Annotated in this window: 15 protein-coding genes; 3 read left to right on the top strand and 12 right to left on the bottom strand. The window is 44.8% G+C overall.

Features of this window, described 5'->3' with window-relative positions; genetic code table 11:
• Positions 1-7 precede the first annotated feature (7 nt).
• Entirely contained in the window at positions 8-640 is a 633-nt protein-coding gene (locus tag H8B19_RS15560; RefSeq protein ID WP_186507815.1) for a DsbA family oxidoreductase, read from the bottom strand.
• 103 nt (positions 641-743) lie between these two features.
• Complete coding sequence (locus tag H8B19_RS15555) at positions 744-1,613, bottom strand: LysR family transcriptional regulator (RefSeq protein ID WP_186507814.1); 870 nt, start codon at positions 1,611-1,613, stop codon at positions 744-746.
• Positions 1,614-1,679: 66 nt separating this feature from the next.
• Between H8B19_RS15555 and H8B19_RS15550 the strand changes: the two genes are divergently transcribed.
• A complete protein-coding gene (locus H8B19_RS15550; RefSeq protein ID WP_186507813.1) occupies positions 1,680-2,306 on the top strand; it encodes a DNA-J related domain-containing protein in 627 nt (208 codons plus the stop codon).
• Position 2,307: 1 nt separating this feature from the next.
• On the opposite strand, the gene H8B19_RS15545 is transcribed toward H8B19_RS15550, so the two are convergent.
• The 8 genes from H8B19_RS15545 to msrB all read right to left on the bottom strand — a co-directional run bounded on the left by H8B19_RS15545 (position 2,308) and on the right by msrB (position 12,204).
• Positions 2,308-3,486 (bottom strand): acyl-CoA dehydrogenase, encoded by a 1,179-nt coding sequence (locus H8B19_RS15545; RefSeq protein WP_186507812.1) that lies wholly within the window; start codon positions 3,484-3,486, stop codon positions 2,308-2,310.
• Positions 3,487-3,507: 21 nt separating this feature from the next.
• Positions 3,508-6,255 (bottom strand): DUF349 domain-containing protein, encoded by a 2,748-nt coding sequence (locus H8B19_RS15540; protein WP_186507811.1) that lies wholly within the window; start codon positions 6,253-6,255, stop codon positions 3,508-3,510.
• Positions 6,245-6,538 carry a YeaC family protein gene (locus H8B19_RS15535; protein ID WP_186507810.1) on the bottom strand — a complete coding sequence of 98 codons (294 nt, stop codon included), beginning with the start codon at positions 6,536-6,538 and terminating at the stop codon, positions 6,245-6,247. The genes H8B19_RS15540 and H8B19_RS15535 overlap by 11 nt, the downstream gene beginning before the upstream one ends.
• 5 nt (positions 6,539-6,543) lie before the next feature.
• A complete protein-coding gene (locus tag H8B19_RS15530; RefSeq protein WP_186507809.1) occupies positions 6,544-6,867 on the bottom strand; it encodes a zinc ribbon domain-containing protein in 324 nt (107 codons plus the stop codon).
• 94 nt (positions 6,868-6,961) lie between these two features.
• Positions 6,962-8,641 (bottom strand): alanine/glycine:cation symporter family protein, encoded by a 1,680-nt coding sequence (locus H8B19_RS15525; RefSeq protein WP_186507808.1) that lies wholly within the window; start codon positions 8,639-8,641, stop codon positions 6,962-6,964.
• Positions 8,642-8,706: 65 nt separating this feature from the next.
• On the bottom strand, positions 8,707-9,834 hold the full coding sequence (locus H8B19_RS15520; protein WP_186507807.1) for a M14 family metallopeptidase: 1,128 nt from the start codon (positions 9,832-9,834) through the stop codon (positions 8,707-8,709).
• A gap of 182 nt (positions 9,835-10,016) precedes the next feature.
• A complete protein-coding gene (locus H8B19_RS15515) occupies positions 10,017-11,456 on the bottom strand; it encodes a glyceraldehyde-3-phosphate dehydrogenase (protein WP_186507806.1) in 1,440 nt (479 codons plus the stop codon).
• 361 nt (positions 11,457-11,817) lie between these two features.
• On the bottom strand, positions 11,818-12,204 hold the full coding sequence (msrB, locus tag H8B19_RS15510; protein ID WP_186507805.1) for a peptide-methionine (R)-S-oxide reductase MsrB: 387 nt from the start codon (positions 12,202-12,204) through the stop codon (positions 11,818-11,820).
• Positions 12,205-12,466: 262 nt separating this feature from the next.
• Between msrB and gap the strand changes: the two genes are divergently transcribed.
• Together gap and H8B19_RS15500 are read left to right on the top strand one after the other, a co-directional pair.
• Complete coding sequence (gene gap, locus H8B19_RS15505; RefSeq protein WP_186507804.1) at positions 12,467-13,459, top strand: type I glyceraldehyde-3-phosphate dehydrogenase; 993 nt, start codon at positions 12,467-12,469, stop codon at positions 13,457-13,459.
• A 97-nt stretch (positions 13,460-13,556) separates the two neighbouring features.
• Complete coding sequence (locus tag H8B19_RS15500; RefSeq protein WP_186507803.1) at positions 13,557-14,423, top strand: D-hexose-6-phosphate mutarotase; 867 nt, start codon at positions 13,557-13,559, stop codon at positions 14,421-14,423.
• 579 nt (positions 14,424-15,002) lie between these two features.
• On the opposite strand, the gene H8B19_RS15495 is transcribed toward H8B19_RS15500, so the two are convergent.
• Positions 15,003-15,536, bottom strand: a complete 534-nt coding sequence (locus H8B19_RS15495; RefSeq protein WP_186507802.1) for a hypothetical protein — start codon at positions 15,534-15,536, stop codon at positions 15,003-15,005.
• 246 nt (positions 15,537-15,782) lie between these two features.
• Entirely contained in the window at positions 15,783-16,274 is a 492-nt protein-coding gene (locus H8B19_RS15490; RefSeq protein ID WP_186507801.1) for a hypothetical protein, read from the bottom strand.
• Positions 16,275-16,565: the final 291 nt, after the last annotated feature.

Here is a 16,565-nt window from a genome sequence, read left to right as displayed (position 1 = left end):
TGGTTCCTCAGGCGGGTTGCCGCGTCATATGTTTAGTAATATCAACCAGTTGCTGATAATTTAGCGACTGGCAAATAAGATAAGCGTTATCGATGTGCATAGCCGGAATAGTGGAAACACCTAATTGACGGGCACGCTGATTGTCTGCATCAACTCTGGCTTTAATAAAGCCGGCACGGAAACGGTTAAAAAATAAATCCGGGTTAGTGCCCTGTTCCCGCGCAATTTCCACCAGCACCTCAGGATCGGCAATATTCAGATTCAGATACAAATGAGCGTATTGCACCGCATCAAAATAATCCCAGTGCCCCTGCTGCCCCTGAATGGATTCCACCGCTTTTGCTGCCAACGCCGCCTGATAACCACTGGGGTAATTGAAGGAGGTCGCTGCCATACCTTCTATATTGATGCGGTCAGGCTCGTCTGCGTGTTGCTTACATTGTTGCCAGTGACCAAGAATCTCAATTTTGGCCAGCTCAAGTGAACCAAAACGCGCAATCATTTCCTGTTCGTTACGTTGCAAAACAAACGCACGGTGCACTATGTCGAGCTGATAACGACTGGCTAACTGACGTAATCGGGGAGACTGGTTATAACACCAGCCACAAACCGCATCGTGAAAAAACTCGATGGTAAGCATGCTAAAACCTCCGGACTATTGAACAGGCAAAAGTCTAGAGAATGCGTGGAGAGAAAAATAATGATTAAAAGTTGGGAAACCGATGTAAAAAAATCATCGGTTCTTAATGGCTATCAAGTAATGCTATTAACTTATGTAACGCCTGATTATTCGCTTCATTTTCATAATAACCAAACTGAAGTTGCACCACTCGCTTATGCCCCTGCTCCAGTTGCAGAGCACAAAGCTGTTGGTTTTGCACATAAGGTTCGGCCAGCCAGCAGGGTAACCAGGCAAATCCACACTGGGCTAATACGGCCTGTAGCGCCTGTTGCATATCAGCCACAATAAAACGGTTTGGGCAACCAAGCCAGCCGGAATCGACGACCCGCCTGACACCTGCATCGCGAATAACCACCTGAGTGGACGCCTTTAAGTCGTTCAGTTGAAGTTGTTTAATCCCGGATAAAGGGTGCTGTGCATGACACACCAGCATTAAATGTGCATCGTATACGCTATGACTAATACAACCTGCGGGCAAACGACTGGCAATGGCGAACTGGACTTTACCGTCTTCTAATAACTCGGCAGCACGCGATAAACAGGTTTGATGTATATCCAGATTGTAATCGGGGTATAACACTGAAAATTGTTTGGCTGCGGCATAAAAGGTGGTTACGGGGTAAAGTATATCCAGTGCAATGGATAATTGTTTTCTAAGTAAATCAGGCTGACTCACCGCCTGACGTTCCAGTTGCTCTGCACTACCAATAAGTTGTCTTGCGGCGGGCAATAAACTGTGTCCAAAAGATGTCAGCTCGGCACGTCTTCCCTTAATTTCAAACAGTGGCTTATTCAGATTTTGTTCAAGCTTTTTAATGCCATGGCTGATGGCTGTTTGCGTTTTAAATAAGGTATCACCGGCGGCAGCAAAACCACCTGCCTCCACTACCGCAACAAACATACGCCATTGTTCTATTGATACTTTATGCATCTTTCACTCAAACTCCCTGCGTCAGGCCTCTGGCTTTTCAAACTTAAATCCCCTACCCTAAATCCGATGACATCTTATCCCGAACACAATCAACCACTGCAGGACTATCTGGCAGAAATACTCCCGCGTTATACCGACGGTATATCTGAATATGAGCTAATTCGGTTATTAGCCGATAAACCTTACCAGTTTTTTAACCCGAATATACTTGGGGATTCACTGGGTTTATACCAGACGCATTTTATTTTATTTAATGCACTTTACCAGCTTAGGGATAACTGGTTAGCCCAACAAGCCGCGGATATAAGTATTCACTGCATGAAAATCCAGATTGCAGACTGGACAGCGGGTAGTGCCGGGTTAGCAACAAATGATGAATTACGACGTTATTATCTCGACTGGGATCAATTTAAACAAACGGGTGAGCGTCAGGTTGAACAATTACTCAATCAGTTCTGGCGCAAATTTGCCGGCGAAATTGGCATGGCCGATCAGGATATTCAAATTGACAGCGCACTGGAAGTTCTCGGCATAACATTGCCCTGTACACACAAGCAACTTCATTATCAATACCGTAAGCAACTTCACTTACACCACCCGGATAAAGGTGGCAGTAATCAGAAAACCCGGCAAGTTACACAAGCCTACCGAGTTGTAAAACGTCGTCTGAATGAATTAAATCAACCGGCTTAGATTAACTAAAGGCCTGTAAACCAGTTTGCGCCCGTCCCAGGATTAAACCGTGAATATCAAAGGTGCCTTCGTAGGTGTTAACCGTTTCCAGATTCACCAAATGACGCATCACATGATATTCATCCACAATACCATTAGCACCGTGCATATCCCGCGCTTCACGCGCAATCTGTAAGGCTTTGCCGCAATTGTTGCGTTTAATCAGTGAAATCATTGCAGGATCATAATTTTGCTGGTCAATTAACTGGCCCACTCTGAGTGCAGCCTGCAAACCTAACGTAATCTCGGTTTGCATGTTGGCCAGCTTGGTCTGAAATAGCTGCGTTTGTGCCAGTGGTTTACCAAACTGTTTACGTTCAAGCCCATATTCACGTGCAGCATGCCAGCAGAATTCGGCTGCGCCCAGTGCCCCCCAGGCAATACCGTAGCGCGCCATATTCAGACAACTAAAAGGCCCTTTTAATCCACGCACCTCGGGGAACATATTTTCATCGGGCACAAACACCTTATCCATCACGATTTCACCGGTAATCGAGGCCCGTAACGATAATTTGTCGTGAATGGTATTGGTGCTTAAGCCCTGCATGCCTTTTTCGAGCACAAATCCGCAAATCTGATTATCTTCAGCGCTGTTTTTTGCCCAGACAACAAACACATCGGCAATCGGCGCATTGGTAATCCACAATTTGCTGCCGCTAATCTGATACCCGCCCTCTACCTTCACGGCGCGGGTTTGCATACTAGCAGGATCAGAGCCACTGTTGGCTTCGGTTAAACCAAAGCAGCCCACTAACTCACCTGTGGCAAGCCCGGGTAATAAGCGCTGTTTTAATGCTGAATGGGCAAACAGATTAATCGGATGCATGACCAATGATGACTGCACACTCATGGCACTGCGATAACCGCTGTCGACCCGTTCCACTTCGCGTGCTATCAATCCATACGAGATATAATTAATCCCGGCACAACCGTATCCATCAATGGTTGCCCCTAACAAACCCAGTTCACCAAACTGGCGCATAATATCGCGATCAAAATGCGCATTACGATTGGCCTGCAAGATACCCGGCATTAACTGCTGCTGACAAAACTCCTGTGCCAGCTGCTGAATTTGACGTTCGTCATCGGTCAGTTGCTGCGTCAGTAATAAAATATCGTCCCAGTTTGCCAGTGCACTCATCTTGTCTACCCGACTATTAAATCACGCTAAAAATATATTACGAGTCCTGTTTAACAGTGACTGTTCGTCATCTGATACAGGACCGTGTGATAACCATTGCAGCAACAATTCATCATTGGCAGGCTGTTCGCCGTTTTGCAACTTAGCTGCCATCAACTCAAGCTGGTACTGCTGTCGCAACGCTTGTTCGTTTTTTGGCGTTGCCACCTCATTGATAATTTCCAGCTCAATGGTCAGTTGCAGTCTGGATTTATCTGCTGCCGGGCCCTGTAAAGCCTGTAGCCATTTTGCCGCTGGCATAACATCATCATCCGAGGCTTGTCCCTCAGGTAGTGCCAGATAATCGAACAACTGAACTAACTGCTGTTGTTGCTGCTGTTCTGCAATGTCGCGATGTTTTTGCTGCAGCTGAGACAACAGTTTATCAAGCCTGCTGCGCAGCGCTCTTTGACCGGGATCAGTGATCAAATTAATTTGTTGCTGAATTTGGCCGATTAGCTGCTCAGTACCCGCTTCAAGGCTGGCAATATCACTGGCAGCGCGTACCGCCTTTTGCAGTTGATTAAACAAAACATCGGTTTGCTGTTTTAACTGCTGGCGCTGCTCACTATTTTGCTGATTACGTTTTGCAAACAGTGGATCATTCGCCTGACGAAATTGTTTCCATAAACTTTCGTCCTGTTTGCGTCCGGCGCTACCAATGTTTTTCCAGCTTTGCTGCAACGTTTTTGCCTGCTCTACAGCATCAGCGGCATCTTCCAGTTCGACCAGCTTATTTACCTGGGCAATCAGGCGCTGTTTAGCCTGTTTATTGACTTCAAACTGCGCTTTACGCAATTGTTTAAGTGCTTCGGCCGCCTGATTGTATTGATTTTCAATATTGTTGCGTTGTTTGTAATCCACCTCACCAATCTTGCGCCACTGATTCTGAATGCGGCTAAATTGCTGGACTTTATCGCTATCACTTAATGCTGTATCTGCAACAAGCTCATTCAGGGTATCGATTAACGCTTGTTTATCTGCCAGATTTTGCGCACGCAGGGCTTCCTGCTTTTCAAAATAAACACGGCAGGGTTCAAATGCGCTTTCGCACAACTCATCAAATTGTTTATTTAACTGATTGTCCTGTTCAGTGTTTAACTGCCCTAACGAATTCCACTGTTGACGCAACTGCTTAATTGCATCCGCTTGCTCCAGAGGCGCTTTAGGCTGATTAACCAACGTTTGTGCCTCTGTGATCAATTCGGGCTTGCGTGGCGCGGCAATGTAATCCTGCCAGTCTTTTAGCTCACTGACTTTTAACGCAGCGGCATCCAGTTTATTTTGCAGTTTGCGCTGATAATACCCGGGGATATCCGCCAATTTTTGTGGCAATTTACGGTATAACGCAATCGCACCATGAAACTTACCGGCGGCGATTAAACGGTCAAATTTAAATAATTGCTGGCGCACGTCTGTCAGTGACTTTTCAATGTCAGCTTCCAGAGTTTTAGTATGCGCTGTCCATTGTTTGGAGAGTGTTTTCCACTTATATTTTAACTCACTAAACCAGTCCTTATCAGCCTGTCGGTTTAATTCGCGCCAATGTTGCTGCAATTGCTGGTAGTCGTCTTTAACTAATAACCATTGTTCAATATTTTCCGGCAGTATGAGCTGATTAAAATCCTCTAACAGCTGTTGTGCTAAGCGGTACTGTTGCTGATAACGTGGAAACTGGGCCACCTTTTGCTGCAGGCTGTGCAATTGATTTTTTAATGTCTGAGCTTCGGTGGAATAAAAGGAATGAATCTTCTGTTGCACATCCACCAGCTGTTTACTCGCTGCATCCAGCCAGTCGGCGCTGATGTTATCAATATCTTCTAATGCAGCTTTTAATTGTTGATATTGTTCAATACAAGATTGCAGTACTTGCTGCTCGGCATTTTTTTGCTCAACAAGGCGCTGCTGCTCCATCCATGCAGGATAAAGTTTAGCCAGTTTTTGCTGAATGCGTTGCTGTTGCTGCTGATATTTAGTCTCAAACTCTTCACGCTGCGCCCCATCAAGCAGCTCAAATTCGGCCTGATACTGATTAAAATCACTAAACAAACGGTCAGATTGCTGTTTAACTGACTGATAGTCATTGCCGTCAGTTAACGCTGCCATTTTCGCCAGAGTTAATTTAACCTCACGCTCCAGTTGCAACTTCCTGTCGAGCGAAGCTTGCAACGCATTTAGTTTTTGCTCAGCCAGCTGTTTGATATGCTCACTGGATACACGTTTTAACACTTTTAATAGCGAACTGATATCATCAAAGTTTTCTAACAAGGCGCTTTGCAGTTGTTCGTTATCGCTATTAAAGAAAATTTGTTTGTTAAGCTGCGGGCGCTGTAATTTACGTAAAATACCCAGCACCACATCATGTTTGTCACTTTGCCGCGCGACCTTTTCCAGCAAGGCTGCATTTGAGCACTCACTTAAAAACTGGTTACGTTCTTTGTCGCTGATTAAATCAGGCACATCGGCCAACAACTGCTTTTCCACAATCTCATAAGCTGTTTTTTTAATGCGCTCATTGGAATCGGTTTCTGCCACTTTCCACCAAATCACAAACTGATTCAGTTTATTCAACGCCGCCAGGCGCACATCGGTATGGCCATCATTAAATGCCAGTTCGTGTAAAAGTGTCTTTTGCTCTGCTTTGTCTGCGGATAAGTCGGCAATAGCCTGAATACGAATTTGAGGATTGGTGTTTTTATGTTTAGGGGTAAGCAGATTTTTAAATATCATCGGATTTAAATCGCACTATCGATTGTTTACTGTAAGCCTCGTCGGCCAGTTCCTGTTTAAGTTCACGTTTGGATTTATGCACGATTTCGCCGTTTTCGCCAATCGACATGTGTTCATTCGATTTTAATACTTTGGCCTGATACAGCATCACCATTTGCATACTGTTGGCTTTTTGTTCTTCGGTTAACGGGGTACCGTCCGGCCATTTACCGGTTTCAACGGCACTGGATAAGTTTTGATAGATTTCCGGGGTAATCGCTTTTAGCAAGGTGTCCATCGACATAAGGCTTATTTCCTTTTAATAAACACAATACGAACACGGTTAACAATGGCCCAGAAAAAACCACCTACCGCTGCGCCCACTGCAATTTGATACTCCAGTGACTCTTTGTCCACATTGTCCTGCAGAGCAAACCAGGCACCACCGGCAATCATCAAAATAGCGATAATCGACTGAGTATTAACACTTTGTAATTGCTGAGTCTTTTTAAGTGACGCTTTGCGACGAATATCGTCAGCATCCAGCGCGCCTACAGCCACACCACAGTGCTGGCATAGTTTTGATTTATCAGAAATTTTTTTGTTACACGCAGGGCAATCAATTAATGCCATCTGTTACTCCAGTTAACGCAACAGGAGTGTGACCCCGGGCCAACACTCCTGTTGATATTTTCTCATTGTCACCTGTACCCGACAGGTTTATGCATTATGAATCTTTGGGGTACTCTTTATCAAAGTCTTCCCAGTATTTATTCACGGTCTGCTTCATTTCTTTACGTAACAACATAATACCCAGTAAGTTAGGCAGGGTCATTACCACAATTGCAACGTTAGCCAGAGTCCACACCAGTGTGGTATCCGAGAAAGAAGCCCAGAAGAACCCGGCACAATAAATTACCCGGTATGGCATCACCGAACGTGGACCTAATAAATAAGTCATGGCGCGGTCACCGTAATAAGACCAGGCAATCGCCGTTGAAAAAGCAAACAGCAAAATACCAAGAGACACGATGTATTTACCTGATTCACCAAAGAAGCCGCGGGTAAATGCCTGTGTGGTTAATGCCGCCGAGTGAATTAACGATTTACCTTGTACAATCACAGAATCACGTACCGGCAAACCATCTTTGACATTAATGGTGCCTGTGTACACATCATCCATATCACCCACACCAAACTTAACATCTTCAGCAAATGAACGAGCTGCAATGACGGTAAAGCCACCACTGACCGCTTCACCATTTACCACATCAATTTTGCCGTTATAAGGTTGAATGACGTCACTTTCCAGACCGTTTAAATATTTAAACATATGCTCTCGGTCGGCCTGATTGTTTTCATCATATTTGCCATCAACGATCAGCATATTGGAACGTTCAAAGGTGTTCTCAAATTTTTCATGCCATACGCCAGAAGACAAAATCACTAAACCGGTTAAGGTACAAATAATGATGGTATCGATGAAGGGTTCCAGAATCGCAACGATACCTTCAGAAACTGGCTCGTCGGCTTTTGCCGCTGCGTGCGCAATTGGCGCAGAGCCCTGACCGGCTTCGTTTGAGAACAAACCACGATTTACACCACGGTTAAACGCATACGCGATGGTTGCCCCCAGGAAACCACCGGTTGCCGCTGAGCCGGTAAAGATATCACCAACAATAGACACAAAGGCAGGACCAATATTGCCCAGATTGGCAAAAATAACCGCAAAGGCACCAATCAGGTAAAGTGCAGCCATAAAGGGAACAACTCTTGATGTCACCGCAGCAATACGGTGGATACCACCTAAAATAACCAAACCTAACAACACGGCCAGTACGCCGCCTACCAGCATCTTATCCAGACCAAAAGAGGCTTCCATACTGTCAGCAATGTTATTTACCTGCGGCAAACTGCCGGTACCAAATGAACTGATAACCGTAGCAATAGCAAAACCAACTGCCAGCCACTTCATGTTCAAACGGCGTTCCATGTAATACATAGGACCACCGGCCATAGTGCCGTCGGCGGTTTTAACCCGGTATTTATGTGACAAGGTCACTTCAACAAACTTGGTAGTCATACCCAAAAATGCCGTTGCCCACATCCAGAATAATGCAGCCGGACCACCTAAGTAGATAGCAAATGCCACCCCACCGATATTACCGGTACCCACAGTACCGGATAATGCGGTCGCCAATGACTGGAAGTGAGTGGTGTCTCCGGGTGAATTCGCTTTATCGTATTTGCCGGTAACCACTTTCCAGGCATGTTTGAAATAGCGAATTTGTGGAAACTTAAGGTAGAAGGTAAAAAACAGACCAACGCCTAACAGCACATAAGGAAACCACGCAGCTCCCCCTAAATTGCCGTCCAGCAATTGCAGAAATGAATGAAAGGATTCCAAATTATTCCCCTAATTTTACTTATTGTTATGGTAATAAGGTGGCCAGTGGCCACCTTATTCAGTAATTATCTTAAGTCCTCGACGACAGCATGGATCGCAACGAGCACATCTTCTCCCAACTGTTTACTGCGCTGGGGTGACCAGCCATAAGCAGCATCGGGCAAGTTTATATTATCTTTAAAGGGCATTTCCAGTGTATAAGACAGACAGTCAAATTTTTCCGCTACAGCGTTGCTGCCCACGGTTAAATTTGCTTTGCCCGGTGCATCTTTGTCATAGCCAAACTCATCCTGAAACTCAGGTGTCACCTGTAAAAGCGCCTGTTTAAACGCGTTTTCCAGTGCCTGACGTTTGGCACTGTAGCTTGGTGTGCCTTCACTGCCTGCCACAAAGTTATATGGCAGCGCTTCATCACCATGTACATCCAACAACATGTCTACGCCAGTTTGCTGCATTTTATTTAACACATAATACACTTCCGGGCTCTTCTCCAGAGTGGGTGTCGCCCATTCGCGGTTGAGATTGCTGCCTACCGCGTTGGTACGTAAATGACCGCGGGCTGAGCCATCCGGATTCATATTTGGTACCACATACAGTACGGCTTTATTTAGAAGAGAACGTGAAATACCGTCGTTTTCATCAAATAAACGTTCCAGCATTCCCTCAATCAACCATTCCGCCATGGTTTCACCCGGATGCTGACGCGCTGTGATCCAAATGGCTTTTTTGCCTTCTTCCGGCTGACCAATGATCAGCAAAGACATATCACGGCCATCGATGGTTTCACCTAAGTGTTCTAAGCGACAATCAAACTGAGTTTGTGCCCAGCTGATTAAATCCAGATGACGTTCGTAGGAATAAGGCGCAAAATAAGCCACATAGGATACATCGTGCTCTGGCGTATGAGTGATGGTCAGGGTTTTGCCGTCAAAGTCAGTATCTACACGGAACCACTCCTGACGATCGTAGGATACAACTGCCTGATAATTTTCCCATCCACCCGGATAAGCCGATTTATCCAGCTCAAGGATATTGATGGTATGTTGCACAAACGGTGTACTTTCCAGTCTGAAATGGAACCACTGATAAAAGTCGGATTGATTGTCTTTGCGGATGCGTAATTGGATATCACTGGCGCTCTCGGCCTTGATCACTTCAATATTACCGCTATCGAAATTGCTGCTTATTCTCATTGGAAATCTTTTGGTTGAAGTTGCAAGTACTAAAGGCAGCTAATCTAGCATAGTTCAGACACGACTACCTCATGTGCGATGTCAAATGTACAGTTTTCAACCAGTACGGTTTTACTACACAAAAAATGTGCACAAAAAAGCCGGTTTAAAAACCGGCTTTTAAACCCCAGGTTGTCACCTCGTTAAGGCAAACTGACAATGTTTACGCCAGCCATTTTTTCCGCCACACGCATCACCTGACAGCTATAACCAAACTCATTGTCATACCAGATGTACAGGGTCGCGCGGTTATCTGCCACAATGGTCGCTTGTGAATCAACCACAGAGGTAAATCGTGTGCCCACCAAATCGCTGGACACAATTTCTGTCGACGCCGAATAATCAATCTGATGATGCAAATTGCTGAACAAGGCTGCATCGCGTAAAAACTGATTGACCTGTTCTTTATCACTCTGACTGTTTAATTGCAGATTTAAAATCGCCAGTGATACATTAGGTGTCGGCACCCGAATAGCGTTACCGGTCAGTTTACCCGCCAGTTTGGGATAGGCTTTTGCCACGGCTTTGGCCGCACCGGTTTCGGTGATCACCATATTCAGCGCCGCACTGCGACCACGGCGCTCGGCCTTGTGGAAGTTATCGATTAAGTGCTGGTCATTGGTAAAAGAGTGCACAGTTTCCACGTGACCATTTTCAATGCCATATTCTTCATCAATTAATTTAAGCACCGGGGTAATCGCGTTGGTAGTACAACTGGCTGCCGATAAAATACGATCCGATTCGGCGATGTCCTCATGGTTTACACCATAAACAATGTTTTTAAGCTCGCCTTTACCCGGCGCAGTTAACAATACCTTGCTGACACCTTTGCAGTGTAAATGCTGACCGAGACCCGCTTCATCACGCCAGATGCCGGTATTATCAATCACAATCGCATCGTTAATGCCGTAATGGGTGTAATCCACGTCTTCAGGGCTATTGGCATAAATAACCTGAATAAACGCACCATTCGCTTTAATCGCATTACGTTCGTTATCAACGGTAATTGAGCCATTAAAAGGTCCGTGTACTGAATCACGGCGCAACAAGCTGGCGCGTTTTTCCAAATCGCCGTCTTTACCGCCGCGCACCACAATCGCTTTTAATTTTAATTGCTGACCTTTGCCCTGCTTTTCAATTAACAAACGCGCCAGTAAACGACCAATACGACCAAAACCATACAGCACCACATCACGCGGTTCCGTCTTGCTGCCATCGCTCATCACAGAGCTGAGTTTTTGCTGTAAAAACGCCTCAATGCTGTGTTGGTTTTGACCTTTAAAGTGGTATTCATAAGCCAGTTTACCCACATCGATTTCGCTCGGGGCTAACGTCATCTGGCTTAATGCCTGAATAAACGGAAAGGTTTCACGCAGGCGCAGCTTTTCACCTTCGTACTGACGCACAGTGCGATGCGCCTTAATAATTTCGATGGTGGTAGCCCCCACCAGTGAACGACCATACACACAAACATCAACGGATTTATCCCGGAATAACTTCCCCAGTAGCGGTTGCATTTGCTCGGCAAATTCCTGCCTTTCCTGCCAACTGGATTGTAATTGCTGCTCTAACTGCTGATTCATATGTGCTGTCTGCCTTTAATTTAACGCTACACAGGATTGGGAATTAACTTCCCGGCTCAAAAACGCGCGCATTGTAATCAAAGGTGGCACTGATGCAAAATTGTACAAAACTTACTAAATCCTTATAAATTAGTAAGTTAGACGAATAATTTTAGTAATGTTACGTCATTTGCTTAAATTAACGCCATGCCATTAGCTATTTGGCGATGGTTCAACGTCAGCAAAACACAAACACTTTAAGAAAAAAGCATAAAGACAAAATTAAAAATATGAATAAGATGAAGGAGTTAATTGCATCACAGCAACAAAATAGGATTAAACTCAGCATGCCGATGATTTATCGACACGCTGAAAATAACTTTCATGAATTTTTTTGTTTAAAACTCACCGACACTGAATTTACACAAAAACGCTGGCCGGTGGGTTCAGGGCCATCGTCAAATACATGGCCTAAATGGCAGCCACAATGTTTACAGGTAATTTCAGTACGGATCATGCCATGGCTGGTATCTGTGTGATACGCAACATTATCGGCATATTCTGCAAAAAACGATGGCCAACCACAGCCTGCATCAAATTTGGTGTCTGATGAAAAAAGCTCAGAACCACAGCATTTACACACATACATGCCATCCGCGTTTTCGTGCAGCAAGTCACCACTAAAAGGGCGTTCGGTGCCCTTTTCGCGGCATACACGGTATTCTTCATCACTTAAACGTTCGCGCCATTGCTGTTCTGTTAATTTCAAAACACTCTCCCGGAGCAGACTCAATCAGTAAGCAACAATATTGGGGAAATTCAGCAGCATTTCAACCGGTCTGGCTATTCATTGCTACACTCAAACGGAACTTAACCCGCATCCGTTGTCGAATAATTCGCCATCAATGTATAAAATCTTGTAATTTAATAACGGATTTTGGCGATATGCATGGGTAATCATTGAACATTGGCAATAATTTCTGTAATTTACTTACATCATTCGTTAACAAACGTATAACTAAGGGTAAATCATGACTATCAAAGTAGGGATCAATGGGTTTGGACGTATTGGTCGTTTTGTTTTCAGAGCATCATGTCAGCGTGACGATATCCAGGTAGTGGGTATCAATGATTTATTAGACGTTGAATACATGGCTTATATGCTGAAATACGACTCTACCCATGGCAAATTTGACGGCACCGTCGAAGTTAAAGACGGTAAACTAATTGTAAATGGTAATGAAATTCGTGTGACCGCAGAGCGCGACCCGGCAGCGTTAGCCTGGGATGCGATTGGCGCAGACGTTGTGGTTGAATCAACCGGCTTGTTCTTAACTGACGAAACCGCACGTAAACACATCGAAGCAGGTGCCAAAAAAGTGGTTATGTCTGCACCTTCTAAAGACGACACCCCAATGTTTGTAATGGGTGTTAACCACGATACTTACGCAGGTCAGGAAATCGTATCAAACGCCTCTTGTACCACTAACTGTTTAGCACCTTTAGCTAAAGTGTTACACGACAACTTCGGTATCGTTGATGGCTTGATGACAACCGTTCACGCCACTACCGCCACCCAGAAAACCGTTGACGGTCCATCTGCAAAAGACTGGCGCGGCGGCCGCGGTGCCTCTCAGAACATTATTCCTTCCTCTACCGGTGCGGCAAAAGCCGTAGGTAAAGTGATTCCTGAGTTAAATGGCAAACTAACAGGTATGTCACTGCGTGTTCCAGTAGCTGATGTATCGGTTGTGGATTTAACCGTTAACCTGGCGAAACCTGCAAGCTATGAGCAAATTTGTGCGGCAGTTAAAGCGGCCTCTGAAGGCGAGCTGAAAGGTATTTTAGGTTACACCGAAGATGCGGTGGTATCACAAGACTTTATCGGTGACGTACGTACCTCAATCTTCGATAAAGAAGCCGGTATCGCCTTAACTGACACCTTCGTTAAAGTGGTGTCCTGGTACGACAACGAAATCGGTTACTCAAATAAAGTACTGGATTTGGTTAAGCACATCGCTTAATTCAACTCAGATATAAAATAAAGGCGGCCTTAGGTCGCCTTTTTTGTTCAGACAGATAATATGTGATCCGGTAATCAAACGTTTTAGGGGCTTTTTAATGAACAACAGCTTGCTCTCCCACCCTCACCTAAACAGCCAGCAAAAACAGGGCGTTACGCATATCAAAATTGAAAATGCACTGGCAAGCTGTGAACTTAGTTTATATGGCGCGCATATCCTTAGCTTTAAACCCAAACATGATCTCCGTGAACGCATCTATATGAGCCCGGCAGCGATTATGGATGGCACTAAAGCCATTCGGGGTGGCATTCCGATTTGCTGGCCATGGTTTGGCCCGCATCAGGCACCAAATGCTGCCTACCCACAACATGGTTATGTGCGTACCCAAACCTGGCATATGGTGGCAGTCTCGGACAATAAAAAAGGCACCCAAATCAGTCTGCAACCGGCCAGCACAAAAGGCGAAGGGTTTGAAGGGCACGCCGAACTCACCTTGCAAATCACAGTCGGTAAATCCTTAACCATTAAGCTGATTACCGAAAATAAAGGTGAAACAGCCTTTAGCTACAACGCCGCACTGCACAGTTATTTCACCGTGTCGCACATCGATAATGTGCAATTAGCCGGTTTACAGGGCGATTATTTGGATAAAGTCGATAACGGCATACAAAAAACCACCCCAGTGCCCTATCGTTTTGCCCAGGAAGTGGATCGTATCCAATTAACCCCAAGCCCCGAAGTCGTGATCAACGACAGCCAATTAGATAACAGCCAACAAACTCAGGTGTTAAGCCAAGGCCACGACAGTCTGGTGATCTGGAACCCCTGGGCCGAAAAAAGTGCAGCACTGGCCGATATGCCAGATAATGGGTATTTATCGTTTTGTTGTGTTGAAACCGCAGTAACACAAGGACATGTGGTAGAAGCTGGAAACCAGCATGTTTTGCAGCAAATCATCTGCTGATTTTTGGTTTTATCATCCCTGATACTTATAACTCGCATCCATGCGAAACACCTCTACAGGCGCACAGCCATCCCTAGCTTTATTCTCCCCGCATCCTTGCGGGGCAATATATTTTTGACCGACACGGTAAGCAAATGAAGGTGCTGTAGGAGCGACTTTAGTCGCAAAATTTGAATTTATCGCCATCATTCATGATTGTTTTCACGCCCAGTCCTATGGGCGCGAGCCTATTTGGAAGGAGCCAAATAGGCAAAAGCTCCTTTGCTCCCTTACTTTTTAACGCCAAAACCAAGCTGTCTTTTAATCGAACCGGCCAAAGGCAGCTATCCATGCAAAGCATTGGCCTTGGCTAAACCTCCTGTTTAGCCATTCGACAGCCAGTTTGCTTTTGCCTAAAAGTCAGAGTCGCAGAAAAACCAAAAGCCAAGCTGGCGCTTGGCTTTGAAAGGGAGTTTGACTTTTCAGTAATTGATTTTATCTACTTAACGCCAGCAAACGTGGCGAAAAAGGTTTGGCTTTACTAAGCGAAGAATGAGCGCAACCTAGCTTGCGTCCACCCTTAATGCGTTTGTTATGCCATTACAACAGATCGGAAAGCGCATTTTTTCTTTTATGATCAACAAGCAACCATTGGCTTTCTTTCTGATCGAAGTACTCCCATTGAATCCACCCATTGTTTTGAGTATGCGGTCTTGCGATGTTTGCTGCCGCGGAAAAGCTTGTGAAATATTCCCCTCTGAATAAGATACCGTTTTCGGTTATTTCTGCCGTGTCACTTGGGTTGTCTCTCACACGGAGCTTTGTACCAGATTCAAAAAGTATACCCTTGAACTCAAAACCACCAGGGGCCTTTGCTGACTCTATCGGTTCATTATAGGATAAATGCTTATCCCATATTTCAAAGAGAATTTTTCTGCTTTCTTGATCGAGCATCGCTACTCTGCGAGCTGTCCAATTTTCAAAGATGTACTCGGCCATTTCTGTGGCAATTGGGTAGACAGTGCTGTAATACGTATAAAGAGCACCTTTTGCCTCTTTTAGTGATATGCCTTCTTCATCCCACTTTTTCCTCCGGTTTGATGAATCATCAAACCATTCAAATGATAAGCACATGGTATGCTCCTCGTTTGGCATAACGCACGCATAAGGGGCAGCAAAACTTAAGCTGCGATTGGTTAAACTTGGGCTGAGCACCAAAACTAATCACCACGTAGTTTTGATGTCCCAACTAGCCCTCGCGCGACTTGATGCGTTTGTTAAGTGCCTATTTTTTCTTCTGGTTTTGAGCCGGCTCTTGGCCTCTCTTGGCATACTCAGTTGTGTCTGGTTTTTGATTGTTGTTTGCTGGTTTTTGATTTGTCATTTTGCAGTCTCCACAAAGATAGTAAGGAATCCCAGTATACCTAAGCCCCATGCACTCATAGTTAGTTCTGAATACGCAAGCTCTAAGTTATGTGATTTTTTGTCAATTTCTTCCGTCAACAACTCCAGAGTATCGACATAACACTCATATATGTATTCGATACGCTCGGTTTCACTTACTCTATTTATGTAACTCGCTGCGACTTTACTCTTTGGTAGAATCGGGCATTTGCCGATTCGAAGAGCTAATAGCGAGTGACCCCAAGCGCAGATCGCTATGAATAAGGATAAACAAAATAAAAGTAATTGAATCCATCCAATTGGTGTTTCTGGCATAAGTAATGTTTCTTTAGTGAAAGAAGCAAATGCGGTCATCCCACCAATAATGCCCGTAATGAACGTCAAGAATTTGGAGCATTTGGTTTCAAAATGATTAAACCTAGAAAGCTCCTCGGCATACCGATCTTTAAGATAGTCTAATGTTTCCAAAGAGCCTCCCAAAGGCACTTAACAACTTAATATTGAGAAAATGGGTCGTTTTTCTACCGCAATCAGTCACGTTTTTTCCTTTGACTTATTAGTATCAGATTAATAAAAGCTTTACCAATTAAAGAGTTAACTGAATAAATCTGAATGTTTGGTGAGTTACCCAGTCAGGCAACGCCTGACTTAATACGACTCTGACTTTTAGGCAAAATCGATTTGGCTTTCGAATGGCCGAACACGACGTATATGGACTCCACCTGTTTAGCAACCTGCATTTTCAAAATTAAGATGCGA

Origin of the sequence: Neptunicella marina (assembly GCF_014270035.1) — a bacterium.
Classification (GTDB): Bacteria; Pseudomonadota; Gammaproteobacteria; order Enterobacterales; family Alteromonadaceae; genus Neptunicella; species Neptunicella marina.
This window is presented reverse-complemented; position numbering and strand designations above follow the sequence as displayed.

Excerpts from the sequence above, each read along its gene's own strand:
- H8B19_RS15560 (WP_186507815.1), bottom strand. The coding sequence starts at position 640 with ATGCTTACCATCGAGTTTTTTCACGATGCGGTTTGTGGCTGGTGTTAT.
- H8B19_RS15555 (WP_186507814.1), bottom strand. The coding sequence starts at position 1,613 with ATGCATAAAGTATCAATAGAACAATGGCGTATGTTTGTTGCGGTAGTG.
- H8B19_RS15550 (WP_186507813.1), top strand. The coding sequence starts at position 1,680 with ATGACATCTTATCCCGAACACAATCAACCACTGCAGGACTATCTGGCA.
- H8B19_RS15545 (WP_186507812.1), bottom strand. The coding sequence starts at position 3,486 with ATGAGTGCACTGGCAAACTGGGACGATATTTTATTACTGACGCAGCAA.
- H8B19_RS15540 (WP_186507811.1), bottom strand. The coding sequence starts at position 6,255 with ATGATATTTAAAAATCTGCTTACCCCTAAACATAAAAACACCAATCCT.
- H8B19_RS15535 (WP_186507810.1), bottom strand. The coding sequence starts at position 6,538 with ATGTCGATGGACACCTTGCTAAAAGCGATTACCCCGGAAATCTATCAA.
- H8B19_RS15530 (WP_186507809.1), bottom strand. The coding sequence starts at position 6,867 with ATGGCATTAATTGATTGCCCTGCGTGTAACAAAAAAATTTCTGATAAA.
- H8B19_RS15520 (WP_186507807.1), bottom strand. The coding sequence starts at position 9,834 with ATGAGAATAAGCAGCAATTTCGATAGCGGTAATATTGAAGTGATCAAG.
- H8B19_RS15515 (WP_186507806.1), bottom strand. The coding sequence starts at position 11,456 with ATGAATCAGCAGTTAGAGCAGCAATTACAATCCAGTTGGCAGGAAAGG.
- gap (WP_186507804.1), top strand. The coding sequence starts at position 12,467 with ATGACTATCAAAGTAGGGATCAATGGGTTTGGACGTATTGGTCGTTTT.
- H8B19_RS15500 (WP_186507803.1), top strand. The coding sequence starts at position 13,557 with ATGAACAACAGCTTGCTCTCCCACCCTCACCTAAACAGCCAGCAAAAA.
- H8B19_RS15495 (WP_186507802.1), bottom strand. The coding sequence starts at position 15,536 with ATGTGCTTATCATTTGAATGGTTTGATGATTCATCAAACCGGAGGAAA.